The sequence below is a fragment of the Megasphaera stantonii genome (assembly GCF_003367905.1).
GTDB classification, from domain to species: Bacteria; Bacillota; Negativicutes; order Veillonellales; family Megasphaeraceae; genus Megasphaera; species Megasphaera stantonii.
In genome coordinates, this window is record NZ_CP029462.1 from 1996565 (window position 1) to 2022837 (window position 26273).

At 52.9% G+C, this 26273-nt stretch carries 26 protein-coding genes and 1 riboswitch; of the genes, 23 read left to right on the top strand and 3 right to left on the bottom strand.

Annotated elements, in window-relative coordinates; translation table 11 throughout:
* Positions 1 to 13 precede the first annotated feature (13 nt).
* Positions 14 to 1459, bottom strand: a complete 1446-nt coding sequence (locus DKB62_RS09320; protein WP_087476771.1) for a sodium:proton antiporter — start codon at positions 1457 to 1459, stop codon at positions 14 to 16.
* A gap of 281 nt (positions 1460 to 1740) precedes the next feature.
* Between DKB62_RS09320 and DKB62_RS09325 the strand changes: the two genes are divergently transcribed.
* The 22 genes from DKB62_RS09325 (at position 1741) to DKB62_RS09420 (ending at position 23099) form a co-directional block, all read left to right on the top strand.
* Positions 1741 to 2187, top strand: a complete 447-nt coding sequence (locus DKB62_RS09325; RefSeq protein ID WP_087476772.1) for a universal stress protein — start codon at positions 1741 to 1743, stop codon at positions 2185 to 2187.
* Positions 2188 to 2331: 144 nt separating this feature from the next.
* Complete coding sequence (locus DKB62_RS09330) at positions 2332 to 2778, top strand: universal stress protein (RefSeq protein ID WP_107196775.1); 447 nt, start codon at positions 2332 to 2334, stop codon at positions 2776 to 2778.
* Between the two features lie 147 nt (positions 2779 to 2925).
* Positions 2926 to 4677: a DUF2157 domain-containing protein gene (locus DKB62_RS09335; RefSeq protein WP_232818852.1), complete on the top strand. Its 1752-nt coding sequence runs from the start codon at positions 2926 to 2928 to the stop codon at positions 4675 to 4677.
* Positions 4674 to 5345 (top strand): hypothetical protein, encoded by a 672-nt coding sequence (locus DKB62_RS09340; protein WP_107196776.1) that lies wholly within the window; start codon positions 4674 to 4676, stop codon positions 5343 to 5345. Before DKB62_RS09335 ends, DKB62_RS09340 begins: the two co-directional genes overlap by 4 nt.
* Before the next feature lie 26 nt (positions 5346 to 5371).
* Positions 5372 to 6682: a hypothetical protein gene (locus DKB62_RS09345; RefSeq protein ID WP_107196777.1), complete on the top strand. Its 1311-nt coding sequence runs from the start codon at positions 5372 to 5374 to the stop codon at positions 6680 to 6682.
* Between the two features lie 123 nt (positions 6683 to 6805).
* The gene (locus tag DKB62_RS09350; RefSeq protein ID WP_087476775.1) at positions 6806 to 8041 is read left to right on the top strand and encodes an FprA family A-type flavoprotein; all 1236 of its coding nucleotides are present in this window, start codon (positions 6806 to 6808) and stop codon (positions 8039 to 8041) included.
* A 113-nt stretch (positions 8042 to 8154) separates the two neighbouring features.
* Positions 8155 to 8310: a hypothetical protein gene (locus DKB62_RS12620; protein WP_162860305.1), complete on the top strand. Its 156-nt coding sequence runs from the start codon at positions 8155 to 8157 to the stop codon at positions 8308 to 8310.
* Positions 8311 to 8428: 118 nt separating this feature from the next.
* Complete coding sequence (locus DKB62_RS09355) at positions 8429 to 9685, top strand: putative DNA modification/repair radical SAM protein (RefSeq protein WP_232818853.1); 1257 nt, start codon at positions 8429 to 8431, stop codon at positions 9683 to 9685.
* The gene (locus DKB62_RS09360; RefSeq protein ID WP_107196778.1) at positions 9682 to 10434 is read left to right on the top strand and encodes a TIGR03915 family putative DNA repair protein; all 753 of its coding nucleotides are present in this window, start codon (positions 9682 to 9684) and stop codon (positions 10432 to 10434) included. The genes DKB62_RS09355 and DKB62_RS09360 overlap by 4 nt, the downstream gene beginning before the upstream one ends.
* A 90-nt stretch (positions 10435 to 10524) precedes the next feature.
* Positions 10525 to 10989: a YwiB family protein gene (locus tag DKB62_RS09365; protein ID WP_095629170.1), complete on the top strand. Its 465-nt coding sequence runs from the start codon at positions 10525 to 10527 to the stop codon at positions 10987 to 10989.
* Positions 10952 to 12616: an arginine--tRNA ligase gene (argS, locus tag DKB62_RS09370; protein ID WP_107196779.1), complete on the top strand. Its 1665-nt coding sequence runs from the start codon at positions 10952 to 10954 to the stop codon at positions 12614 to 12616. The genes DKB62_RS09365 and argS overlap by 38 nt, the downstream gene beginning before the upstream one ends.
* Before the next feature lie 82 nt (positions 12617 to 12698).
* On the top strand, positions 12699 to 14306 hold the full coding sequence (locus tag DKB62_RS09375) for a CTP synthase (RefSeq protein WP_107196780.1): 1608 nt from the start codon (positions 12699 to 12701) through the stop codon (positions 14304 to 14306).
* Between the two features lie 230 nt (positions 14307 to 14536).
* A complete protein-coding gene (locus DKB62_RS09380; protein ID WP_115759899.1) occupies positions 14537 to 15727 on the top strand; it encodes an IS256 family transposase in 1191 nt (396 codons plus the stop codon).
* Positions 15728 to 16122: 395 nt separating this feature from the next.
* Entirely contained in the window at positions 16123 to 16419 is a 297-nt protein-coding gene (locus DKB62_RS12625; RefSeq protein WP_157949733.1) for a hypothetical protein, read from the top strand.
* Positions 16403 to 17746 (top strand): electron transport complex subunit RsxC, encoded by a 1344-nt coding sequence (rsxC, locus tag DKB62_RS09385; RefSeq protein ID WP_095629173.1) that lies wholly within the window; start codon positions 16403 to 16405, stop codon positions 17744 to 17746. The genes DKB62_RS12625 and rsxC overlap by 17 nt, the downstream gene beginning before the upstream one ends.
* 23 nt (positions 17747 to 17769) lie before the next feature.
* Positions 17770 to 18804, top strand: coding sequence for an RnfABCDGE type electron transport complex subunit D (locus DKB62_RS09390; protein WP_087476781.1), 1035 nt, complete (start codon positions 17770 to 17772; stop codon positions 18802 to 18804).
* 1 nt (position 18805) lies between these two features.
* Positions 18806 to 19405, top strand: a complete 600-nt coding sequence (locus DKB62_RS09395) for an RnfABCDGE type electron transport complex subunit G (protein ID WP_087476782.1) — start codon at positions 18806 to 18808, stop codon at positions 19403 to 19405.
* A complete protein-coding gene (gene rsxE / locus DKB62_RS09400) occupies positions 19405 to 20028 on the top strand; it encodes an electron transport complex subunit RsxE (protein WP_087476783.1) in 624 nt (207 codons plus the stop codon). Before DKB62_RS09395 ends, rsxE begins: the two co-directional genes overlap by 1 nt.
* The gene (locus DKB62_RS09405; protein ID WP_087476784.1) at positions 20028 to 20603 is read left to right on the top strand and encodes an electron transport complex protein RnfA; all 576 of its coding nucleotides are present in this window, start codon (positions 20028 to 20030) and stop codon (positions 20601 to 20603) included. The genes rsxE and DKB62_RS09405 overlap by 1 nt, the downstream gene beginning before the upstream one ends.
* A 27-nt stretch (positions 20604 to 20630) precedes the next feature.
* Positions 20631 to 21476: an RnfABCDGE type electron transport complex subunit B gene (rnfB, locus tag DKB62_RS09410; RefSeq protein ID WP_087476785.1), complete on the top strand. Its 846-nt coding sequence runs from the start codon at positions 20631 to 20633 to the stop codon at positions 21474 to 21476.
* Between the two features lie 118 nt (positions 21477 to 21594).
* Positions 21595 to 22539: an FAD:protein FMN transferase gene (locus tag DKB62_RS09415; protein WP_107196530.1), complete on the top strand. Its 945-nt coding sequence runs from the start codon at positions 21595 to 21597 to the stop codon at positions 22537 to 22539.
* Between the two features lie 119 nt (positions 22540 to 22658).
* Positions 22659 to 23099, top strand: coding sequence for an Lrp/AsnC family transcriptional regulator (locus DKB62_RS09420; protein WP_087476787.1), 441 nt, complete (start codon positions 22659 to 22661; stop codon positions 23097 to 23099).
* Positions 23100 to 23201: 102 nt separating this feature from the next.
* Here the strand turns inward: DKB62_RS09420 and DKB62_RS09425 are convergent, their stop codons facing one another.
* Positions 23202 to 23936, bottom strand: a complete 735-nt coding sequence (locus DKB62_RS09425; RefSeq protein ID WP_107196531.1) for an ATP-binding protein — start codon at positions 23934 to 23936, stop codon at positions 23202 to 23204.
* A gap of 207 nt (positions 23937 to 24143) precedes the next feature.
* Between DKB62_RS09425 and DKB62_RS09430 the strand changes: the two genes are divergently transcribed.
* Positions 24144 to 24731 carry a Crp/Fnr family transcriptional regulator gene (locus tag DKB62_RS09430; RefSeq protein WP_232818830.1) on the top strand — a complete coding sequence of 196 codons (588 nt, stop codon included), beginning with the start codon at positions 24144 to 24146 and terminating at the stop codon, positions 24729 to 24731.
* A gap of 79 nt (positions 24732 to 24810) precedes the next feature.
* Here DKB62_RS09430 and DKB62_RS09435 read toward each other — a convergent pair whose 3' ends face one another.
* Positions 24811 to 26028, bottom strand: a complete 1218-nt coding sequence (locus DKB62_RS09435) for a bifunctional 3,4-dihydroxy-2-butanone-4-phosphate synthase/GTP cyclohydrolase II (RefSeq protein ID WP_107196533.1) — start codon at positions 26026 to 26028, stop codon at positions 24811 to 24813.
* Positions 26029 to 26125: 97 nt separating this feature from the next.
* A riboswitch (FMN riboswitch) is annotated at positions 26126 to 26257 on the bottom strand.
* Positions 26258 to 26273 lie beyond the last annotated feature (16 nt).

A 26273-nucleotide genomic window follows, 5' to 3' on the forward strand; every position in this document is an offset into this window, starting at 1 on the left:
AGTACATCTGCATTTACCAGAAGAAAATGATCATATCGAGGATAAAGGTCGGAATAAGAATGGCACAGGACCAACCCATATATCCAAAGAAACTGGGCATCTTGATTTTGTTTTCTTCAGCAATGGATTTAACCATAAAGTTCGGCGCATTGCCGATATACGTATTGGCGCCCATAAATACGGCACCTGCGGAAATCGCTTCCAGCATGAGCTGGGATACCGTGCCGACGGAAGTCGCGATGCCCTGCGTCGCGCCGAGGGCTCCCGCCGTCTGGAGGAAGACGAGATATGTCGGCGTGTTGTCCAGGAAGGACGACAGGGCCCCCGTTGCCCAGAACATCTGCCACGGTTCGGACAAGCCCAGTTCCGCGCCGTGGGTCTTCAGGAAGATCAGGGCCGGAATCATGGTGATGAAGATGCCGATGAACAGCTTCGCCACTTCAGCGATGGGCGCGTAGGTAAATTCGTTGAGCTGACGCGTTTCCGTCTTCGTCGTCTTGAGGGATAAGTACGCCGCCAGCAGGATGAGGATGATTTCGACTACCGTCGCATAGGGGAAGACGATTTCATCGTATACGGGAATGCCCGCCCCGTTGGCGAAGAAGGCGAATTCCTTAGGAAGGACGCCGTTGGCGACGACGCCGACGATGATCAGGGCGATGAAGACGATGTTGTGCGCGCCTTCAACGCGGATCGGCTCTTTTTCAGCAGGCTGGTTATCCTGGGGCGAACGGCCGGCGGCCAGCTCCTTTTTGTACAAATGGGAATCGAGGAAGAAAAAGACGAGGAACAGGATGACCATATTAAACAATAAAATAGGCAGGAGATGGAAGGTCCAGGTAAAGGGGACGCCGCGCTGGAAGCCCATGAACAGGGGCGGGTCGCCGAGGGGCGTCAGGCAGCCGCCGATGTTGGCGACGAGGAAGATGAAGAATACGATGACGTGGACCTTTTTCTGCCGCCAGGCGTTGGCCTTGATGACCGGCCGGATCATGAGCATGGCTGCGCCGGTCGTGCCGACCCAGCTGGCCAGGACGGTGCCGATGAGCAGGAGGAGGGCGTTGATCTTGGGCGTACCTGCTAAGGTCCCCTTGACGGCGATGCCGCCGGCGACGACGAACAGGCCGAAGAGGAGGACGATAAAGGGAACGTAATCGATCAATACTGATTCCAGGAGCCGGAACAACGCTTCGCCCATGCCGTAGGCTGCGGCGAAGGGGACGAGGAAGACCAGGGACCAGCCGATAGCCACGGCAAGCATATTTTTTTCCCACCAGTGGGGCTTGACGAGGGGGCAGATAGCGATGGACAAGAGCATGCCGACGAAGGGGATAATGCTCCAGGCCGGCAGGGTGGCGCTGACGATAGCGTGAGCGCCGCCTTCGCTGGCGAACGCTGCCGGAACAGACGTCAGGCAGAGCAGCAGCGCAAGGCATAAGGGACGGAATAAGGTTTTCATTTCGGTAACAACCGCCTTTCTTTTGGAAATACAAGCCGTTTCCATGTATTACTTACAATTATAACATAAGTTGGAGAATGAATGTACTAAATTTTAGAAAAGATGAGTATAACGTATAACATGCCGCAATGAGCAGGGATACTTGCCGATGTTATATGCCGAAATGACAGGGCGCGACAGATTTTTTCGCAGAAATCTGTTTTTTCGTAAAGAAAAAGAAGGATTTTGGCGACGTATAGAGAATTTATCTATATAGAAAGGGTAAGACAGGAGGGATTCATATGAAACAATATAACAACATCATCGTTCCGACGGACGGCTCGGTTAACTCCAAGCGGGCGCTGGAACATGCCGTCGTCATCGCTTCGGCCTTGGGAGCTACGATTACGTTGGTATATGTGGCGAATATCGTATCGGTAATCTCTAACTTCGACCAAATTCCGAATGCCAGCGGATACGTGACGGAACAAGTCGCTCTGGACATGGAAGAAGAAGGCAAGAGCATTCTCGACGACTATGCGAAGGTCATTCCGCAGAATATCGAAGTCAAGAGCGTCTTTGAAGTCGGCTCTCCGGGACCGGCCGTATTGTCTGTCGCTAAAAAGTACAACGCCGACCTCATCGTCATGGGAAGCCGCGGCTTAGGGCCTTTGAAAGGTCTGTTCATGGGATCTGTCAGCAGCTACGTCGTCACGCATTCCGTTTGCCCCGTATTGATTGTCAAATAAGCGGGGAACTGGGCGGATACAAGGGTATTTTGCATTCCGTAATTTCATAAGATGAAAGACGATAAAAAAGAAGGAATTTCTCAACGTATATAGAAGTTATTTAATATAAAGACCTGCTAGACCTAATCGACAGGAGGGATTCATATGACAAAGTACAACTCGATCCTCGTTCCGATTGATGGTTCTGACAACGCCAAACGGGCATTGGAACAAGCCGTTGACCTCGCGACGACTTACGGCGCTTCTATTACGTTGGCCTATGTGGCTCATGATATCGCCCCGCTGGCAAACTTCGACCAAATTTCCACGGCGACGGAATACGTAAAAGAACACCTGCCTCAGGATATGGAAAAAGAAGGCCAGGTATTTCTCGACGGTATTGCAAAGACCGTGCCGGAGTCGGTTCCCGTCAAAAGTGTATTCGCCGTCGGTTCTCCGGGACCGGCTATCGTAGAAGCGGCGAAGGACGGCGACTTTGATTTGATCGTCATGGGAAGCCGGGGCTTAGGGCCCTTGAAAGGGCTGTTCCTCGGGTCTGTCAGCAGCTATGTCGTTACTCGTGCAGGATGCTCCGTGCTGATTGTAAAATAATGGTATAAGAGAAGGCTTTGTCCCTTGCAAGGCGGGACAAAGTCTTTTTTTCATGTATGGGATTTGCCTATTTTGTGATATACTGATGATGCGCAGGAATACGACTGCGCGATACTATGACTACTACGTGCCTGGGAGGCAGCATATATGATATGGAAAAATAATACGGAGTGGCTGAATCGGCAAATCAGCGATTGGGCCGCTAAAGGTTGGATTTCTGCGGAGGCAGAACAAAACATACGGCAGTCCTGCCGGAGACAGGGCGTTACGGGCTGGCCGGCCCTGGTGTATACGGCCTTAGCCATCGTGACCTGTTCTATTCTCGGCGTCGCTTTGATCTGGGGCGCCGCTTACGTGTGGTATCACATTTCCGTCGCCCTGCGGATGGCCCTGGCTGTCGTCCTGCTGGTCCTTTCGCAAAGCGGCGTGGCCCTGGCCTTGTTCCAAAATCGTCAGGGGACGCTGCTGGGAGAAGGCGTCGCCTTAGCCCAGTGCGTGGCCGTATTCGTGTCGATAGCCATGGCGGGACAGACCTTTTATCTGGGCTGGGATACGCCGGCCTATATTTTCACCTGCGCTGTCCTGAGCCTGCCGGCGGCGTACCTGCTGCGAGCTGTGGGGGCCGTCGTGGTGTATTGCTTTGCCGTGCTGGTTTGGGCGGCTCTGGGCGGGTATATCAACGCGCCGGGAGGAGCGGCCTTTTTCTGGCTCTTCGTCGTCCTGCCGCTTCCGATGTACCGCCTGCTGGTGCAGCAGAAGGACGAGGTCCGATTATCTGTTTTCTCCTGGACGGTCACTGTCACAGTGTTCGCCGCCTTCGGACTGGCTACGCGCAATGCGGCGTACATTCCCTTTTTGCTGCTGTCGGCTTTGGCGGCGGTCATTATGCTGACGGGGTATTCCATCGATATCCGCAAGTCCTGGGGCGTTCCGTTCCGCTGGTTCGGGCGCTTTGCCGCGGCGGCGTCGCTGCTTATTTCCTGTATGCCCGTCTCCTGGTACGGCGTCGCCGATATTCAGGGCTTTCATTGGACGACGATGACCATCTTGTTCCTCCTGTTTCTGCTGATCATCGCCCTGCTGGCCCGGGGCGTCAAGACGCGCCTTTGGGGGCCGGTGATATATTCCTTTATCCCCTTCATCTTATTAGGGGAAACGCTGATCGTGCGCAGCGGCCTTTATTCGTCCGTACCGCTCATCATTTCGGCGGCCTACATGATCTTCCTGGGCTTTTATGAAATCATGCAGGGCGTCAAGGGCGGCCATGTCAATCATACGCGCTTCGGCACGGTGATGCTGGCCTGCCTCATGCTGGTCTTTGTCTTCGCCACGACCTTTTCGCCTGTCGTGCCCCTGGTCGTCATGGCGATTTTGGGATTGGTGTTCTTCCAGCGCCGCCGCACGGCGTCCAGCCGGAAAAACGCAGAACTGCGGGCCGCCCGCCGCTCCCGCGTAAAGCATACGGCGGCGACGGTGCGCCGGGAGACGGAAGCAGCGAAAACCGACGAAGGGGAATCAGCACCGGTATTCGAGTCCCCCCAGGAGGCGAAGGACGCGGCGGCCGACGCCGACACGCTGGCTGAATGGATGAAGGATATTCATCTTCCGCCGTTGGAAGACCTGACGCCGGAACCGGAAGATACGGGATATCGCCCGGCCGGAACGGTGACGCCGAAGGAAGCGCCGCGGTCGCAGTTTGTGCCGCCCGTGTTCCGCAGTCCCGACGCGATCGCCCTGCCGACGATGAAGGAAGAAGGGCGCATGCGGAAGAAAGCAGACGAGCCGCGGCCGGCAGAGCGGATAACCTCTTCGCCGTGGCAGTCGATGGCCGGTCCGGCTAAGCGGGAAAAACATTTTTCGCGGTCGCCGTGGTCGCAGGAAGGAGACACGAAGAAATGAAAGGAATAGGAACCTTTTCTCCTGACGGAAAGCATAAATGGATGGTCTTCCTCCTCGTCGTCCTCGTCCAGCTGGGAGTATTGTCTTATATAGGATGGCGCTGGCATAACATCAGCGTAGACGGCATCCCGTACCAGTGGCGATGCCTGCCGAGGCTGGAAGAATCATCCTTCGGCACGGATTACGTGCGCGTCGTATTCCCGGAAGACACGACTGCGTGGATGGACGAGTCGGCTCCGGAAGAAGGCGAAAAAATATACGTCCATATTTCCCATGACGCCAGCGGCCTGATGAAGGTAGAAGGAGCGTCGGCGGAAAAGCCGGGAATCGGCGGGGATTATATGGACGCTGTCGTCGTATCGTTTCAGGACGGCGTAGTCCAGTTCAAGGTCGCCTTCGACCGATACCGCATTGCGCCGGAGCTGGCCGACGGGATCTACAATATCAGCGAAAAAGATAACGTCGTCGCCAGCGTCCGAATGAAGAAGGGCCAGGGCGTTATCGAGGGCGTGTTCGTCAACGGTATTCCCTTGGAAGAGTGCGGCAATGGCGCGGCTATGGCCGAAGCCCGGGCGAAGAAGGAAGACGAGCAGAAACAAAAGACGGCTTCCGTATTCAATAAGCCGAGCATCGTAGAGTCCGGCATGGTGCCGCCGACAGAAGAATAACCGCTTGGACAGAAGGAGAGGCTATTATGAAATCGTATGTGAAATTGGGCGCGACGCTGTTGCTGGCCCTTTCGTTCGTATTGCTGACGGGCTTCCGCGCCCAGACTATTATCCATGACGACGGCAGCGAGACGCAGGACGTTCTGAAGGTGTCGGAAACGGCGGAAGGGCAGAAGGCCCTGCGCAGCGACGCCGACGAATTCCAGAAGCGGAATTATACGATCATGGATTACAACAACAGCAACGGCGAGGGCTTCCGGGCCATGAAGACCGTAACGAAAGAAGGAGCGAATAAAAGCTCTGTCGACCGCATCATCCATAAGACCCACGACGGGCTGATTTGCTCGACGTACTACATTGATTACACCTTCGATGAAAACAGCCTGGAACACCTGCGGCTGGGCATGGCGATGGAAGAAAACGGCGCAGACCTGGAATACATCGTGTCCTTCCCGTCGGGCACGGAGGTAGAGGGCAACAGCACGACGGCTGACGAGCAGGGCAGCACGTATATGTGGAGCCTCAACGCGTCGGAGCCCTTTCAAATACAGCTGCAGGCGACGGTCTGGCATAAATTATTCATCTATATAGCGTTGTTCCTGATCGTCGTCATCGTCGGCGTCGTCCTCATTATCGAGCATCGCCGCCGCAACGTCATCAGCTGGAAGCAGGCAGCCCACCTGCGGCGTATCGAAATGATGCTGCTGTGCCTTCCCATCGCGATCCTGGCTTATATGGGGTACGAGTATTACGTCGGCACCCATGTGACGGCGGCGTCATTGGAACGCGTATCGGAACAGCAGCAGGAAGAACTGCTGGAAAGCCGCGAAGAAGACAAGAAGATTCACGACGCCGACGCGCAGAAACAGCGCAGCGGCGAATTGGCCGCCGCCCGCATCCGCACGAAGACTGCCGAAATTTCCAGTGCCCTCCGCGAGCTGAACCGCAACTATCATTCGGGCCGTATCAGCCAGCGCGAAGCACGGTCCCAGGCGTCGGTCCTGGCTGAACAGGCACAGGAAATGCTGTTCAGCAGCAAAGAGCTGTCTCAGGCCGATCAGGACGTGCTGCAGCAGCTTGTAGACCGCCTCGTATCGGAAGCGAACTCCATCGGCGACGAACCGGCCGTTTCCCAGACGGAACGCCGCGGCGTATCGGAGGAACAGCAGCGAGCCGACGCTATGGCTTCTAAAGACAAGGATTCGCCGTCCGACGAAAGGGCAAAGAACGAAGAAAGCGAACGGCAGGAAGAAGCGTCTTCTGACAGCGGCGCGCCGCAGGAACGAAAGGGCGGGTCCGATGCGGGGAAATCGGAATCGGAAAAGAAACCTAAATAATCAATATTTTTTCTTTAAAGATATTTTCTATTAGTGTAAAACGTGATATGATACATATGTAACAAGATTTTTATATCAGCGATTTACAAGTGTTTTACTATGTACATAAGGAGGTAGTCTGCTATGCATTGCGTAGAAGAAATTAAAAATGGCATTTATTGGATGGGGTGCAACGATTTCCGCACCGAAATTTTTGAACGGATTTTCCCGATTCCCGAAGGCGTTACGTACAACTCCTATTTCATCGACGACGAAATGACCTGCGTTGTCGACGCGATGGACAAGAGCTGCCGCGACGAATTCATTGAAGACGTAGAATATTTGCTCAAAGGCCGCAAATTGGATTATTTCATTTTGCAGCATATGGAACCGGACCATGCCAGCTCTGCCGTCGCGCTGCTGGAAAAACATCCGGAAGCAAAAATTGTCGCTCAGGCTCAGACCTTTAAGCTGTTCGAACAGTTCTTCCGCAAACCCATGCCGAGCCGCTATGTAGAAGTCAAGGAAGGAGACCAGCTCAAACTGGGCAAGCACGTCCTCACGTTTGTCAAAGCGCCGATGGTTCACTGGCCGGAAGTTATCATGTCCTACGATATTACGGATAAGGTATTGTTCAGCGCCGACGCTTTCGGTATGTTCGGCACTGTAGGCAATGTATACGCCGACCAGGTCGATTTTGAAGAAAATTACCTCGATTCGGCCCGCCGTTACTACGTCAACATCGTCGGCAAATTCGGCCCGCAGGTCGTAAAAGTCCTGCAGAAAGCCGCCGGCATTCCTATCGAAGTCATCTGCCCGCTTCACGGCGTCGTATTCCGCACTCCGGAAACGATTCAGTACATCATTGAAAAATATCTCCACTGGGCAAAATACGTACCGGAAAAGAAGGGCGTCGTCATCGCGTTCTCGTCCATTTACGGCAACACCGAACGGGCTGCCTGCGTATTGGCTCATAAGCTGAGCATGCTCGGCATCCGCGACGTCCGCCTGTACGACGTAGCCAAGATTCACCCGTCCTACGTTACGGCGAAGGCCTGGGAATACAGCCACTTGGTTCTGGCTGCTCCTACGTACAACCTGAACCTCTTCCTGCCGATGGAAAACTTCCTCCACGACTTGAAGACCCTCATGTTCCAGAACCGCAAGATCGCCGTTATCGGCAATCACAGCTGGGCATCCGCCGCGTACAACACGATGGTCGACTACGTACAGAACCGCTTCAAGAACTGCGAACTTCTCGAACCGACCCTCGACATGAAATCGTCTCTCCGCGACGACCAGGAAGGCATCATCGACGAAATTGCCAAAGCTGTCGCCGACGATATCAAAGCGTATCCGGAACCGAAATCCTTGCTTTAAGATAGATGCAAACGCTGCGTCTTTCGTTGTGGAGTAAGAACGCATAAGGTTAAAGGGCTAAATCATATACGGTTTAGCCCTTTTTTTCTAAAGACGCGCAGGAGGTGAATACGGTGATTATCCGAGACAACAGCGTCAAGAGCGGCGACCCTCATGAGCAGGAAAAGGCTAAAAACAAGGGCGAAGAGCTGCACATTGATTTAGGTCGTTCACTGACAGAAGAAGAGGAAAAGATTTTTGCCCAATTAAAAGAAGGGCTCCATTTATAATCGCCGCAAACCGGCGCGTTTCGCAACAGAGCGGACGCGCCGGTTTTATATTAGGAACATATGTTTGAAATGTCGCCTGTCTTGTGGTATGATATAACGTAAACAGGGAGGAATGCTTATGAAATGGGACGTTATGCAGAAAAAGCTGACGATTTTGAGCGACGCTGCAAAATACGACGTGTCGTGTTCATCCAGCGGCAGCCGGCGGGAAAATAAAGCTGGTGGAATCGGCAACGGCGCGTACGGCGGCATCTGCCATACCTGGTCGGCCGACGGGCGATGCGTGTCTCTGCTGAAAATCCTCATGACGAATTACTGCATTTACGACTGCGCCTACTGCGTAAACCGCCGCAGCCATGAAACGGAGCGGGCCATGCTGTCGCCTGAGGAAATTGCCGAGCTGACCGTCGAGTTTTATCGGCGCAATTATATTGAAGGATTATTTCTCAGCTCCGGCGTGTACCGCTCGCCCGACGAAACGACGGAGCTGCTGATTCGGACGGCGAAGACGCTGCGGGAAGAAAAGAACTTCAACGGCTATATTCATATGAAAGGCATTCCGGGAACGGATCCGCGCCTCATCCGCGAATTGGGGAAATACGTAGACCGCATGAGCGTCAATATCGAGCTGCCCTCTTCGGCAGGCTTAAAATTGCTGGCGCCGCAGAAGACAAAGGAAAACATCCTCCTTCCCATGCGGGAAATCCGCAGCGGCATTGCCGAACGAAAAGAGAATCGAAAGGCGAGCCGGAAAGCGCCGGCTTTTGTGCCGGCAGGACAGACGACGCAGCTCATCATCGGCGCGACGCCGGACAGCGACCGGACGATTTTGCGGCTCAGCGAGGCCCTGTACAAGCAGGTCGAATTAAAGCGGGTGTATTATTCCGCCTATGTGCCGGCTATGACCGGCCCGAACCTGCCGGCCCTGACGCAGCCTCCCCTGCTGCGGGAGCACCGCTTGTATCAGGCCGACTGGCTGCTGCGGTACTATCAGTTTTCTGCCGATGAAATCCTGACCGACGCCGAGCCGGACTTTGATCTTCATCTGGACCCGAAGGCCTGCTGGGCCCTGCGTCATCCCGAAATATTTCCCGTAGAAATCAATAAGGCGTCGTATCACATGCTGCTCCGCGTTCCCGGCATCGGCGTGACGTCGGCCCGGCGCATCTGTGCGGCCCGCCGGTCGGCGTGGCTGTCCTACGATACGCTGCGCCGCTTAGGCATCGTCCTGAAACGGGCCAAATACTTCATCACCTGCCGGGGACGGTTTTACGGAGAGTCGGACCGGCCGGACTACATCCGCAGCCGCCTCTTGGACGCGGAGCAGGCCGGGCGATATGAACCGATGGATTTATTTGCAGGAGTCAACTCATGATCTATGTATACGACGGGTCCTTTTTCGGCTATCTGTCCGCCGTGTTCGACGCCTGGCACGACGGGCTGCAGCATACGGAGGACATATGCTGCGACGGAGCGGGCGATTTGTTTGGCCGTCAGCAGTATGTGCCTGCAGACGGCGTGAAAGCGAAGCGCATCCTGGACGGTTTGCAGGCCCAGTGCGGCGGAAAGACGTGCCATTTCCTGTATTACGCCTTTTTAGCGGAACAGCCGCAGCGGGAGATGAAGCTGCTCCAGTATATCCGGCAGGCCTTCCGGCTGAAGGGGGAGTTTTTGCATCATCTGAGCGAGCCCGCTGTATGGGAAGTCCGCCAGTGGGCCCGCAAGACGGGAAATGAACGGCATAAGCTGCTGGGGCTGGCGCGGTTTCAGGAATTGAAGGGCGGCATGCTGTACTGCCCGCTGGCGCCGACGTGCTGCGTCGTGCCGGTCATGGCTCCCCATTTTGTGAAGCGCCTTGGCAGCGAAGAGTGGGTTATCCACGACAGGCGGCGGCGCATAGGCGTATATTACGACCGCCGTGAAGCTGTCTTAGTAGACATTCCCAAGGTACTGCAGCGCGTCGACGTGTCGGAGCAGGAAGAAGAGTTCGCCGCCTTGTGGAAGCAATATTACCGCACCATCGCCATTGCCGACCGGCGGAACGACCCGCTGCGCCGGCAGTTCATGCCGAAAAAATACTGGCCCTATATTATCGAAGTCAGGGACGGGGAGAATTCGCGGTAAATCGCGAAATAAACTATTTCTTTTTCCCGACACTTGTTATATAATAGCAATATTGGATTATTGATAGTATGATAAGAAAGGTTGGAATGCATGAAGCCCGTCATCGTAAAGGTAAAGAGCGTTCAGCGCAACGAAGAGGGAGAGGAGCTGGCTATCGAGCTCGTTTCCGAAGGCAAGGCGTATAAAAAAGAACGCACGCAGTACATCGTGTACGAAGAAAGCGAGCTGACCGATATGGAAGGCGTGACGACGGTTATCAAAGTCCTGCCGGACGGCGCGGTCATGCTGCTGCGTCTCGGAAAGGTGCACCAGCGTCAGGAATACCGCAAGGGAAAGGTTTCGCATTCTAAGTATGAAACGCCTATCGGCGCATTGAACGTCACATTCAGAACCTATGAGTGTGACGTTCAGCTATGCGAAGGCGTCGGCACGATTCATCTCGGCTACGATGTCGATTTGGAAGGCGTCGGTTCAAACTATACGCAATTAACGATTACTGTGCAGGAGGATAACTGTAATGGAAATGAAGGAATTATTGAAACAGGGCATTGCTGAAGCTCTGGACAAAGCGATTGCGGCAGGGACTCTTCCTGCCGGCGACTATCCGGCTATCAGCCTGGAAGTTCCGCCGCAGAAGGAATTCGGCGATTTTGCTACCAATATTGCCATGCAGTCGGCCCGCATTGCCCGCCGCGCGCCGAAGATGATTGCCGAAGCCATCGTCGCGCAGATGGACTACCCTTGGCTGGACCGGGCGGAAATCGCCGGCGCCGGATTCATTAATTTCTTTTTAAAGCATGACGTCATTTACGATACGCTGAAAAATATACTGGCCGCCGGAGCCGAGTACGGCAAAGCACCGCTGCGTGAAGAAGACACGGTACAGGTCGAATATGTCAGCGCCAATCCGACAGGACCTCTTCACGTCGGCCACGGCCGCGGCGCAGCGTACGGCAGCGCCCTCGTCAACTTGCTGCGCGCCGCCGGCTGCAACGTGCAGGCAGAATATTACATCAACGACGCAGGCAATCAGATGAACAACCTGGCCGCTTCGGTCAATGCCCGCTACTTGCAGCTGCTGGGACGGGAAGCGGATATCCCGGAAAACGGCTATCACGGCCACGACATCATCGATACGGCCCAGGCGATTATTGACCAGGACGGCGACGCCTACTTGAATATGCCCGAAGAGGAACGGCTGGAATTGTTTAAAGACCGGGCCTATGTTGAAAAGCTGAAAGCCTTAAAGCGGGATTTGGCTGCCTTCAATGTCCATTTTGACAACTGGTTCAGCGAACGGACCCTTCACCCCGACGCGATTCATGGGGCCTGCGATGTACTGAAACAGCGCGGCAAGCTGTATGAAAAAGACGGCGCCCTGTGGCTGAAATCGACGGATTACGGCGACGACAAGGACCGCGTCGTCATTCGCGACAACGGCGTACCGACCTATCTGGCCGCCGATATCGCCTATCACAAGAATAAATACGACCGGGGCTTTGGCAGCCTCATCAATATCTGGGGGGCAGACCACCACGGCTACGTGGCCCGCGTCAAGGCGGCGATGGCGGCCCTCGGCTACGACCCGGAAAAACTGGAAATACTGCTCCTGCAGATGGTCAGCTTATTCCGCGACGGCAAGCCGGTCAAGATGTCCAAGCGCACGGGCCAGGCAATTACCCTCAACGAGCTCATCGAAGAAGTCGGCGCCGACGCGGCCCGGTATTTCTTCATCATGCGTTCTCTCGACACGCAGCTCGACTTTGACTTGGACTTGGCGAAATCGCACAGCAACGAAAATCCCGTATATTACATCCAATACGCCCACGCCCGCATTTACAGTATCTACCGCCAGGTTCAGGAAGCTGGCGACGCGCTGGATATGAACTGGGCCGACGTGCAGTGGGATAAACTGAAGGACGAACAGGAACTGGAACTGATCAAAAAGATGGCGGCCTTCCCGGAAGAAATACAGCGGGCTGCCCGCGAACGGGCGCCGCACCGCATCGCTCACTTTGCCCACGAGCTGGCCGGCTTGTTCCATACGTTCTACAATCACTGCCGCATCATTCAGGAAGACAAGGAACTGGAAAAGGCGCGCCTGGCCCTGGTTACGGCCGTGCGGATTACGATTGCCAACAGTTTGGCTATTTTAGGGGTTTCTGCGCCTGAAAAAATGTAATATAATAAAAATAAACACTACGTACTTTTCAAGCATATAGTTATCAGTATTCATAGGAGCGCAAGCTCAGCAGGGAGGAATTATGGCTAAATACATATTTGTCACAGGCGGGGTTGTTTCTTCATTGGGGAAAGGCATTACGGCGGCGGCCTTGGGCCGGCTGCTGAAAAATCGCGGCTTTAAGGTTACGATTCAGAAATTTGACCCGTATATCAACGTCGACCCCGGTACGATGAGCCCATATCAGCATGGGGAAGTATTCGTCACAGACGACGGCACGGAAACAGATTTGGATTTAGGTCATTACGAACGCTTTATCGACATCAGCTTAGGCAAGAACTCCAACGTTACGACCGGCAAGATTTACTGGTCCGTCCTGCAGAAAGAACGGCGCGGCGATTATTTGGGCCATACCGTTCAGGTTATCCCTCATATTACCAATGAAATCAAACAGCGCGTGTACCGCGTAGGCGACGACGACAACGCCGACGTCGTCATTACGGAAATCGGCGGCACCGTCGGCGATATCGAAAGCCTGCCCTTCCTGGAAGCTATCCGCCAGATTAAGAAGGAAGTCGGCCGCAACGACGTGCTGTACATCCACGTCACCCTCGTCCCGTATATCGGCGCAGCCGGCGAACTGAAGACCAAGCCGACCCAGCACAGCGTCAAGGAACTGCGCGGCATCGGCATTCAGCCGGACATCATCGTCTGCCGTACGGAACGTCCCTTGTCGGACGATATGAAGGAAAAGCTGGCCTTGTTCTGCGACATCGACAAGGAAGCCGTGATTGAAAACAAGACGCTGAACAGCATTTACGAAGTGCCGCTGCTCCTGGCGGAAGAAGGCATGGACCGCATCGTGCTGGAAAAACTGGACCTGCCGGACAAACCGTGCGACATGGAAGACTGGAAGCAGATGGTATACGATATTTACCACACGGAAAACGAATTGGACATCGCCCTCGTCGGCAAGTACGTCGCCCTTCACGACGCCTATCTGAGCGTCGCCGAAGCCCTGAACCACGCCGGCATCGCCTACAAGTCCAAGATCAATATCCATTGGATTGATTCGGAATCGCTGGAAGACCCGGCCGTTTCGATGGAAGACGTATTCCAGGGCATCGACGGCATCGTCGTTCCCGGCGGGTTCGGCAACCGCGGCATTGAAGGCAAAATCCGCGCCGTCCAGTATGCCCGCGAGCACAAGATTCCCTTCCTGGGCTTGTGCCTCGGCATGCAGTGCGCCGTCATGGAATTTGCCCGCCACGTCGGCGGCCTCAAGGGCGCTACGTCCTCGGAATTCAACGAAGACGCAGCCTTCCCCGTCATCGACCTCATGCCGGATCAGGTCGATATTTCCGACAAAGGCGGCACGATGCGCTTAGGCGTATATCCCTGCAAGCTGAAAGAGGATACGAAGGCTTTCGACGTATACGGCGAGCACCTCATTTACGAACGCCACCGCCATCGCTGGGAATTCAACAATAAATACAGAACGGAGCTCAGTGAAGCCGGCCTGGTGATTTCGGGCACGTCGCCGGACGACCGCCTTGTCGAAATCGTCGAAATCAAGGATCATCCCTGGTTCGTCGGCTGCCAGTTCCATCCGGAATTCAAATCCCGTCCGACGAAGGCCCATCCCTTGTTCAAGGGCCTGATCAAGACGGCGTTGGATTTAAAGAAATAAAAATAAATTTTGACTTTGTAAAACAGAGGTTTTTCAGCGGAAAACCTCTGTTTTTTATATATGCTCCTGAAAAACAGAAAGATATATATGTGACAAGAAGAACACATCGTCATGGGAATTATTTTTAAGATAAGGTACAATAAGTTTCGCAAAAATAAAAAGAGACATGGCTTGCAGAACTCTGGTAGAATGAAGTCGCGACACACCATTCTGAAAGGAGCAAGCAAACCATGTCTGAAAAGATTGTACAGCTTAACGAGGAAGTAATCAAGGGACAGCTCAAGGATCTTGTGCGTGGCAGCGTAGAGGAGACTCTCAACGAGCTGCTGGAGGCCGAGGCAGAGAAACTGACTCAGGCGGCCCGATACGAGCGCAATGAGAAGCGTCAGGGCTATCGCAGCGGCCACTACAGGCGCAGCCTCACTACCACTTCCGGGGACGTTACCCTCAAGGTACCCAAGCTCAAAGGGATTTCCTTTGAGACCGCCATTATTGAGCGGTATCGCCGCCGTGAAAGCAGCGTAGAAGAAGCCCTCATCGAGATGTATCTGGCCGGTGTATCCGTCCGGCGTGTGGAAGACATTACAGAGGCGCTGTGGGGCAGCAAAGTGTCGCCCTCAACCATCAGTGAACTGAATAAGAAGGCATATGTCCACATTGAGGATTGGCGTAACCGCCCCTTACAGGGAGGGCATTACCCGTATGTCTATGTGGACGGCATCTACTTGCGTCGCAACTGGGGCGGAGAGTTTGAGAATGTGGCCATTCTGGTAGCGATTGCGGTAAATGAAGATGGATACCGTGAGGTTCTTGGGGCTGCCGAGGGCATGAAGGAGGACAAGGCTAGCTGGGTCAGCTTCTTTCAATGGCTGCGAGGCCGGGGCCTGGATGGAGTTAAACTGGTAGTTGGCGACAAGTGCCTGGGTATGCTGGAAGCTGTAGGAGAAGTGTTTCCAGAGGCCAAGTACCAGCGGTGTACTGTACACTTTTACCGCAATATCTTCTCTGTAACGCCTCGTTCCAAGGTGAAGCTGGTGGCCAAAATGCTCAAAGCGATCCATGCGCAGGAGAGCAAGAAAGCTGCCCGTGAGAAAGCCCGGGCCGTGGTAGAAGAACTGCGTTCCATGAAACTGAAAGAGGCTGCCAAGAAGGTGGAGGATGGCATTGAGGAAACGCTGACTTACTGCGATTTTCCCTGTGAACATTGGACCCGTATCCGTACTAATAACGTCATGGAACGGCTTAACCGGGAGATCCGCCGCCGTACCCGTGTGGTGGGCAGCTTCCCGGACGGCAACTCCGCCCTCATGCTGGTCTGTGCCCGGCTGCGCCATGTGGCCGGTACCCAGTGGGGCAACAAGAAGTACATGAACATGAAGCACCTACAGGCGGCTCTGGAGGATACCTCCATTGCTGGGTGACTTCACTCATATCAGGGCCTGCAAACCATTTTGCGAAAAATACTTGACACTACCATTTTTAATAAGATGAAACGATAAAAGAATAATAAATATGATGAAATATCATGGATGCAAAATGTGCAATAATGCGTACCAATAGGGAAAAGACACTCCTTTGGTGCGAATTGTAAAAAACACGTAAATTTGCTGTTTTGAATATTTATTGAATTTTTTGCCCTTCTTTTGCCGCCAATCGGGGATGACATATATGCGAAAAATTCGCCAGAATCGCCGTCTTTGCTCTAATTTTCACATTGAATATTAGAATATATGATGATATAATATAGGCGATTGAAAGTATGTCTCGGAAATGAAGCGGACTTTCTTTCGATTTATTTTTTCTAGTCAGCCGGCTTATGCAGAAGGAAAACGATGGGATAAACCGGCTGCAACGCATGCTTGTATCAAATGCCTTTGCAGGGCGGGTACGAAAACGCGTGAAGGGAGCACCCTTGGACATGCGGCGTAGTGTCGTCGGAATCTGGCCGGCAGCACTGCGGCGGCAGCGGCCTGTACGGCGGCGCAGTCGGCAGGAACAGGCGCGCGCAGGCTGCAGCGCAGCTGGGGCGCCGCGTATCCGAAATAGTTGCTTCATGTTTTTATTATTTTCATTATATATTAATGAGGTGATTTTTGATGTTGAATACCTTTAAAAGAGGTGGGGTTCATCCTGATGATGGCAAAATCTACGCTAAGGATAAAGCCATTGAAACCCCGGCAGTACCGGATCAAGTAGTCATCCCTATGAGCCAGCATTTTGGTGCTCCTTGTACTCCGACAGTCAAGGTTGGCGACCTGGTAAAAAAAGGCCAGGTTATTGGGACCAGCGATGCCTTCCTGCATGCTGACATCCACGCTTCTACGTCCGGTAAAGTCGTCAAGGTAGCTCCGATGCCGCATAATATGATGGTCAAATGCATGGCTGTCGTTATTGAGGCAGACGGCAAAGACGAATGGGTAGAAGGTCTTCCGGCAGAACACGACTGGAAGCAGCTCGATAGCAAGGAAATCGTTGAATTGATTAAAAAGGCCGGCGTAGTAGGCTGCGGCGGCGCTACGTTCCCTGCTCATGTAAAATTGACGCCGAACAAACCTGTCGACACCTTTATCGTAAACGGCGCCGAATGCGAACCGTATCTGACCTGCGACTACCGCGCCATGGTCGAAAAAGAAACGACGGAAAAACTCGTAACGGGCGTGCAGATCTGCATGAAGGCTCTCGGCGTAAAACAGGGCTTCATCGGCATTGAAGACAACAAGCCGGAAGCGATTAAGAACATGACGGAAGCTTTCAAGGATATCCCTGAAGTTACGGTCGTAACCTGCAAGACGAAATACCCGCAGGGCGCTGAAAAAATGATGATTGAAGCCTGCACGGGCCGTCAGGTCGAACCGGGCGGATTGCCGATGAACGTCGGCTGCGTCGTAAGCAACGTCGGTACGGTCATTGCGATTGCCGACGCCGTATGCCACGAAATCCCCTTCATCGAACGCTTGACGACGGTTACGGGCGACTGCATCAAAGAACCGAAGAACCTGTCCCTGCGTATCGGTACGACCTTCCAGGAAGCTATCGATTACTGCGGCGGCTTTTCTCAGCAGCCGGACCGCATTATTGCCGGCGGCCCGATGATGGGTCTTGCCCAGTACCAGCTTGATGTTCCTATTACAAAAGGCGCTTCCGGTATCCTCGCCTTGTCTCCGGAAAAATGCCAGGTCGGCGAAGAAGAATCGTGCATCCGCTGCGGCCGCTGCGTCACCGCCTGTCCGATGGGTTTGGTTCCGAGCCAGCTGAGCATCTTCGCTTCTTGCCAGGCATGGGATAAGTGCATGGAATACGGTGTCATGAACTGCGTCGAATGCGGCAGCTGCGTATACACTTGCCCGGCAAAACGCAACATCGTCCAGTATATCCGCAATGCAAAAGCTCAGTGCAAAGCCATTCAGGCAGCCGCTCAGGCTAAGGCACAGAAGGCTTAAGATCTAATGGAAGAAGGGATATCATGAGTCCAGAAGCTAAAGGACAAACTATAGGAAAGGATGCTAAAGACATGCAGGAATTAAAACTTACTGTATCATCTTCGCCGCATGTTCGCTGTAACGAAACGGTCCCTAAAATTATGTGGAGCGTCGTTGCCGCCCTCGTGCCTGCCGCTGCGTTTGGCGTTTACTACTTTGGCGTCAATGCCCTCGTCAATATCGTAGTAGCCATTGTTTCCGCAGTTGTTTTCGAATTTTTATGGGAAAAAGGTATGCACAGAAAGGTAACCATTAAAGATGGTTCCGCTGTTATCACCGGCCTCTTGCTGGCTATGTGCTGCCCGCCGAGCCTTCCCTGGTGGATGAGCATCATCGGCTCCTTCCTGGCTATCGTCGTCTGCAAGCAGTCCATGGGCGGCCTTGGTCATAACCTCTTCAACCCGGCTCACGTCGGCCGTGCAGGCTTGATGGTTTCCTGGCCTGTCGCTATGACGACGTGGACGCAGCTCAACGGCACGGTCGTTGACGGCGTTGCCGGCGCTACGCCGCTGAACGTATTCAAGCACGGCGGCACGGACGCCCTGTTCCAGCTGTTCGGCACGAACGACTGGGGCACGATTTACCAGAGCCTGTTCATCGGTACGCGCAATGGTTCTTTGGGCGAAACCTCTACGGTTCTCCTGATCCTCGGCGGCTTGTACCTCATTTATAAGGGCTATGTCAACTGGCAGGTTCCTGTCGTCATGATCGCTACTGTCGGCGTTCTCATGTGCGTTGCTTACGGCCCCAACGTTGCGTTGTTCCAGATGATGGCCGGCGGCCTTATCATCGGCGCGTTCTTCATGGCAACGGATATGGTAACGGCTCCGATTACCTTGAAAGGCCAAATCATCTTCGCTTTAGGCGCAGGTCTTATTACCGTATTGATTCGTCTCTTCGGCGGTTATCCTGAAGGCGTTTGCTATTCCATCCTCCTGATGAACGCATTGACGCCGCTTATCGACCGCCTTGTAAAACCGACCGTCTTTGGTGAAGTTAAAACAAAGGGGGCAAAATAACATGACAGACAATCATGGAAACAGCATCATTAAGGTTGCATTGAATCTTATTCTGACCTGTTTAGTTTCGGGTTGCATCATCGGCGTCGTCTTCTTCATCACCGGCCCGATTGCAGCCGACAAAGCAGAACAGATGAAACAGGATTCCATGAAAGCCTTGGTTGCGGACGCTGATAAATTCGTTCCCGTACAGGGCGAAGCTGATACGTTTATCGCTGAAAAAGGCGGCAAAACTGTAGCTTACATCATTCCGACGGCTCCGAAAGGATACGGCGGCCCGATTAAAATGCTGACGGCTGTATCTGCCGACGGCACCGTTATCGATTACACCGTTCTTGCTGCAAACGAAACGCCGGGCCTGGGCGACAAAGGCGCGAAATCTCCGTTTAAAGATCAGTTCAAAGGCAAGAAAATCGACGGCCTGGAAGTAACGAAAGAACCGAATCAGCCGAATAAAATTCAGGCTTTGACCGGTGCTACGATTTCTTCCCGCGCTTTCTCTGCAGGCGTAAAAGAAGCGATTGAAAAAGCAGCTGCTTTGAGCGGCCAGAGCGCTTCTTCCCAGCCCGCTGCCGGCGCAACGAAGGGAGGCAATAAATAATGAGTCTTTGGAAAGTATTTAGCAGAGGCATTATTGAAGAAAACCCGTATTTCGTATTAGCCTTGAGCTTGTGCCCGGGCCTTGCCGTTACGACGAGCGTAGTAAACGGTTTGACCATGGGTTTGACAGTATGGTTTGTTATTACGTCCAACAACGTAGTCGTATCTATTATTCGTAAGACCATTAACAAAAAGGTCCGCGTACCTGTATACATTACCTGTATCGCTACGATCGTAACGTGCGTACAGCTGTTCCTTCAGGCGTTTGCTCCGGACTTGTACCAGGCCCTCGGCGTATACCTCGACTTGGTCGTCGTATTTGCTATCATCCTGGCACGCGCTGAATCGATTGCTTCGAAGAACGGCATCGTCGTTTCCTTCCTCGACGGCATGGGCATGGGCGTCGGCTTTACCATCGCTATGATCTGCATTTCCGTCGTTCGTGAACTCTTCGGCAACGGTACGCTGCTCGGCACTCCGATGTTCGGGCCGGAATACCAGCCTGCTCTGATTTTGGCTCTGCCGCCTGGAGCATTCATGCTCATCGGCTTCATGATGGCCGGCATTAAGATCTGGAATGAATCCCGCGAAAGAGCAAGACAACTGAAAGGGAGTGAAGGATAATGGGCGAATACTTTACGCTGTTTGTCGGCGCTGTATTGATCAATAACTTCGTATTGACGAAGTTCCTCGGCCTATGTATCTTCTTCGGCGTATCCAAAAACCTCAACGCTTCTGTAGGCATGGGCTTTGCCGTAACATCCGTCTTGACGATGAGTACGGTTCTCGCTTGGCTTTTGTACAACTATGTATTAGTTCCGTTTGATCTGACGTTCCTTCGTACGATTTCTTTCGTTATCTTGATCGCAAGCTTCGTACAGCTGTTGGAAATCGTCATTAAAAAGATGTCCCCGACGCTGTATAACATGTGGGGCATTTACCTCATGCTGATCGCTACGAACTGTATCGTATTGTCCGTACCGGTTATCAGCATTACCAGCAACTACGACTTCCTCGAAAACCTCGTATTTGCTATTGGTTCCGGCTTAGGCTTTGCGCTCGCCCTCGTCCTCATGGCCAGCGCCCGTGAAAAACTGGATTTCGCCGACGTACCCCATTCGCTCAAAGGCACTCCGATTGCCTTCATCGTTGCCGGTATGCTTTCGTTGGCCTTCCTTGGTTTCTCCGGTATGATTTAATTACGCAAAGGAGTTGGAATATTTATTATGAATTACACTGAGATTGCAATCATGGCAGTCGTTATTCTGACTTGCATCGGCGTAGTGTTCGGCTTTGTCCTTGCATTTGCAGATAAGAAGTTCGCCATGGAAGAAAATCCGCTTATCGGCGAAGTTGAAGAAGCATTGCCGAAAGGCCAGTGCGGCGCCTGCGGATTCCCTGGCTGCGCTAAATACGCAGAAGCTGTCGTTCTTGATCCCGATGTTCCGCCTAACCTTTGCGTTCCCGGTAAAGCTGAAGTTGCAGCTATCGTCGCCCAGCTGACCGGTAAGGTTGCCGAAGCTACGGAACCGAAATACGCTCACATCCGCTGCCGCGGCGGCAACGGCATCGCGAAATTGGCCTATGAATACAAAGGCGTTCATGACTGCGCTGCCGCTAAAATCGTACAGCAGGGTCCGAAATTCTGCAAATACGGCTGTCTCGGTTTCGGCAACTGCGTAAAGGCCTGCCCCTTCGGCGCTATGACCATGGGCGAAGACGGTCTTCCGAAGGTTAATAAGCAGCTGTGCACCGGCTGCGGTAAATGCGCCAGCATTTGTCCGAACCACGTCATTGAATTGCTGCCGATCAGCGCGAAGGTTTCCGTCAGCTGCTCGTCCAAGGAAATGGGCGCTGTAGCTCGTAAGGACTGCTCGGCTGCTTGTATCGGCTGCGGTCTGTGCGTGAAGAACTGCGCTCATGAAGGCGGCGTTAAGGTTGTCGACCATTTGGCTGTCGTCAATCCGGAAATCTGCCATAACTGCGAAGAAGCTACGTGCGTAGCAAAATGCCCGACGAAGGCGATTGCTTCCTTGCTGGCTGACGTAAAAGCAGAAGAAAAGATAGGTTAATATGATGAACTGGAAACGCAGGGCAAGATATATTCTTACTGCCGCTTTCCTGGTCGTGATGAGTTGCTCCGGATGCTCTCTGCATCCGGAGTCTTCTTATGATAGGAGCGGTATTGCCATGGATACGACCGTTTCTCTGCGAGCGACTGGGAAAGAAGCACAGGAAGCCGTAGATGAAAGCTTTGCCCGCATCGCGCGGCTGGACGCCCTGGCGAGCTCGCAAAATCCCGACAGCGACGTGAGCAAGATCAACGCTGCCGCCGGCTCCCATTACGTGCAGGTAGACCCGGCGGTATACGAGATGATTTCCTTTGCCAAGGGCTTTTCAGAACGGAGCAGCGGCGAGTGGGATATTACCGTCGGCATTATTACCAATCTCTGGCAGATTGGGACGGAACATCAGCACGTTCCGGAAGCGGGAGAGCTGGCCGAAGCGATGCAGCGCGTTAACTATAAGGATATCCTCCTTCGTCCGGAAGACCACAGCGTCATGCTGGCCAAGGCCGGTATGTCCATCGACCTGGGCGGCGTCGCCAAAGGCTATGCCGTCGATGAGGTCCGCAAGATTTACGAAGCCCATCATATTGAAAGCGGACTGATAAACATGGGCGCCAGCTCTATGTACGCCGTCGGCAAGACGAGCAAGGGCAAAGCCTGGAACATCGGTATGAAGCACCCCCGTTCGGATACGAACGGCGAATACCTTGGCATCGTGAGCATAGAAAACCAGGCCTTGTCGACGTCTGGCGATTACGAACGGTACTTCATTCAGGATGGAAAGCGGTATCACCATATTTTTGATCCCGTCACGGGATATCCAGCCGATTCGGGCGTCATGAGCGACTCTATCGTCATCGACGGAGACGTAGAGCATGCGGGAATGCTCAGCGATATCTTGACGACGGTCGTCTTTGTGTTAGGCCCACAGAAGGGACTGGCCTTTATCGACGGCATGGACGGCGTAGAATGCGAAATTACGGGAAACGATGGAACGATTTACATGACCGACGGGTTCCGCAGCCGTTTTTCCGACATGAACGCCGACTTTCGTATAGCTGAATAACTATCCCCTACATGTAAAATTTTAAGCGGAACGGAAGTATTTTCTTGAATAATATTTACTTTTTCTTCAAAATGTAAGATAATATAACTATAAATATTTGTAGAGGATGGTAACGACATATGGATCACATTGATGACAAAATTTTGACAATTTTGAAGCGAAACGGAAAAGCTTCTGCTACGGAAATCAGCAAAGTTGTCGGTTTGTCCATACCGGCTGTAGCAGAACGAATCAGAAAAATGGAACACGCCGGTATCATTGAAGGATATGGCGCAAAAATCAGCCGCCGTAAGACGGGATACAACGTCACGGCTTTTATTATGGTTAATATGGAACGGTCCGGCGACGTCGAAGAATTCCGGGAAAAGGTCGTTCAGTTCCCTCAGGTCTTGGAGTGTCATCACGTTGTGGGGGCCTTTGATTACCTATTGAAAGTGCTGGTAAAAACTCCTGATGATTTAGAAAAATTCCTTATGGAAGAGCTAAACGAAATCCCGACGGTTTCGTCGTCTCAGACCTTTATGTGCTTGTCTACGCTGAAAGAAGAATGGAACGTATAAGACGGTACGAATTTTCTCTCCATAAAAAAGAAGCTTATCCTATGAAAGATAAGCTTCTTTTTTTACAATATGAAAGATGGGGAATCGTTTTAGGCCAGGACATTAATCTTCCTTGATGCGGCCGTCAATCGTAATGGTCTTTACCTGCCAGGGAATGAATTTTCCGCTTTGCTGGAGTGCTTTTTTGGCAGCCATTTCCAAGCCGCCGCAGCAGGGAACCTCCATGCGGACAATGGTGACATCTTTGATATCATTTTGTTTGATGATTTCAGTCAATTTTTCGGAATAGTCAATACTGTCCAGCTTAGGGCAGCCGACAATCGTAATTTTATTGCGAATGAAATCTTCATGGAACCGGGCGTAAGCATAGGCCGTGCAGTCCGCTGCGATGAGCAGATGGGCTCCGTCGAAATAGTCTGCTTTGATCGGTACGAGTTTGATTTGTACGGGCCATTGGCGCAGCTGCGATTGTGCGACTGCCGGCGTGTTGGGAAGTTCGGCGGCAGTCGTCTGAAGAGACATGGCTGCCTGTCCGGGGCAGCCGTGAGAAAGTACGCGGGACTGGCTGCCGGGACATCCGCCAGTATGTTTCAGACCATTGGCTTTCATATTAGCCTTTACGGCGGCTTCGTCATAGGGAGCGGCTTCGCGCTCTACAAAGGTAATGGCGTTCGTCGGGCAGTGGGGCAGGCAGTCGCCTAGTCCGTCACAGTAATCGTCGCGCATGAGGCGTGCTTTTCCGTCTACCATGGCGATGGCCCCTTCGTGGCAGGCTGCTGCGCAGGCACCGCAGCCATTGCATTTTTCTTCATCAATTTGAATAATTCTTCTAATCATAATGTATTCCTCCAGTGGTTTTATATACGTAAATAGCATGGGCATGTAGTGTGCTGCCTTATGGTGAAAGTATACTATACAGGGCAGGAAAAATCTGTTGTTTTTGCAACGAGGTGAATGAAATTGCAATATTTTTTACCAGTCATTCAACATTCTGAGTTGTTTGCTCACATCGGGACAGAAGATATTGGCAAACTACTGGATGCGATGGACATATATAAAAAGAAATACAAAAAAGGGAATTTTATTTTCTATGCAGGAGATACAATTGAGCAAATCGGCATTGTCTTATCCGGCACGGTGCACATCCTGCAGGAAGATTACTGGGGCAACCGCAACATCTTATCCCAAGTTCGCCCCGGCAGTTTATTTGGCGAAGCCTTTGCGTGTCTTTCTGATGTAAAGTCGACAGTAGATGTTGTTGCCTTAGACGATACGGAAGTTATGTTCATCAACGTAAACAGCATTATTCATGCAGGCCAGGTTTTAACGAAAGCGCAGGAACGTGTGGCTTTGAATCTTCTGGCTATCATGGCACGGCGCAATATGCAGCTTACGCAGAAAATACGGTATATGTCACAACGGTCGACGCGGCAGAAGCTCATGTTCTATTTGTCGGAAGAAGCGCTGCGGCAGGAATCTTCGTCGTTTACGCTGCCCTTTAACCGGCAGCAGCTGGCCGATTTTCTCTCTGTCGACCGGAGCGCCATGTCGGCAGAGCTGAGCCGGATGAAAAAAGATGGGCTGATTGACTATTACAAAGATAAATTTATTTTGAAAGAACCGCAGGTATAAGCCAAAAAGAGCAGCAGCAGAATTCCGATGGTTATTCAGAATCTGCATGCTGCTCTTTTTCTTAGATAATTACGCTGTATCAGCGCAGGTGGGGAAGAATATGTCCCATCTTATGCTTTTTCGTTTCCAAATAGAATTCGTCGAATTCCTGGGGTTTCATTTCAATCGGCACGCGTTCTACGATTTCTACGCCGAAGCCTTCGAGGCCGTAGATTTTTTCCGGGTTGTTCGTCAGCAGGCGCAGTTCTTTGGCTCCTAAATCCTGCAGAATCTGAGCGCCAATCCAATATTCGCGCAGGTCTGGCGCAAAGCCCAGCTTTTCATTGGCTTCTACGGTGTCATAGCCCTGTTCCTGGAGGACGTAGGCCTTCAGCTTGTTGATGAGGCCGATGCCCCGGCCTTCCTGGCGCATGTAGAGGAGAATGCCCCGGCCTTCGGCGTTGATCTGGGTCATGGCAGCGGCCAGCTGTTCGCCGCAGTCGCAGCGGCACGAGCCGAATACGTCGCCGGTCAGGCATTCGGAGTGGACGCGGCAGAGCAGGTTTTTACCGTCGCCGATGTCGCCTTTGACGAGGGCGACGTGGTGTTCGCCCGTCAGGTCGTTGACGTAGCCGTAAATTTTGAATTCGCCGAATTTCGTCGGCATCTTAGCGACGGCTTCGCGGACGACGTGCTTGTCGTGACGGCGGCAGTAGTTCTGCAGGTCGTGAATGGTGATGAATTTTAAATTGTACTTGTCGGCCAATTCCCATAGCTGCGGCGTCTGCATCATCGTGCCGTCGTCGGCCATGATTTCGCAGCACAAGCCGACTTGCTTCAGGCCGGCGAGGCGCATGAGGTCGACCGTCGCTTCCGTATGGCCGTTGCGGGCCAGGACTCCGCCGCGCTTGGCGATTAAGGGGAAGTTATGGCCGGGACGGCGGAAGTCTTCGGGACGGGCCGTTTCTTCCGTGCATTTGCGGGCCGTCAGCGCCCGTTCTACGGCGGAAATGCCCGTCGTCGTATCGACGTGGTCGATGGAGACGGTGAAGGCCGTTTCGTGATTGTCCATATTGTCGCTTACCATCGGCGGCAAGCCGAGCTTGCGGGCGTATTCAATGCTCATGGGCATGCAGATGAGGCCCTTGCCGTGCGTTGCCATAAAGTTCATGTTTTCTGTCGTGCAGTACTGGGCGGCGCAGATAAAGTCGCCTTCATTTTCTCTATCCGGGTCGTCGGTGACGATGATGATATGCCCGGCTTGCAATTCTTCGATTGCTTCTTCTACGGTATTGAATTTTCTGTTTTCCTTTGCCACAATAAAACCTCCTGAATATGATAAAGCCCTGACGGTCTGTCCAGCAGCGTCAGGGCTTTTTGGTCAACACAACACAAGCTGCGCGGAGGCAGCTCCATCGTATCTTCTTCCATCCAGACTATACTGTCGGTTTTGGAATCGCACCAAATCACGAGCACATGGCTCCTACGCCGTAGCGTTCGCGGACTATACCGCCGATCGGGAATTTCACCCTGCCCTGAAGATATATGACTACATGAATCATT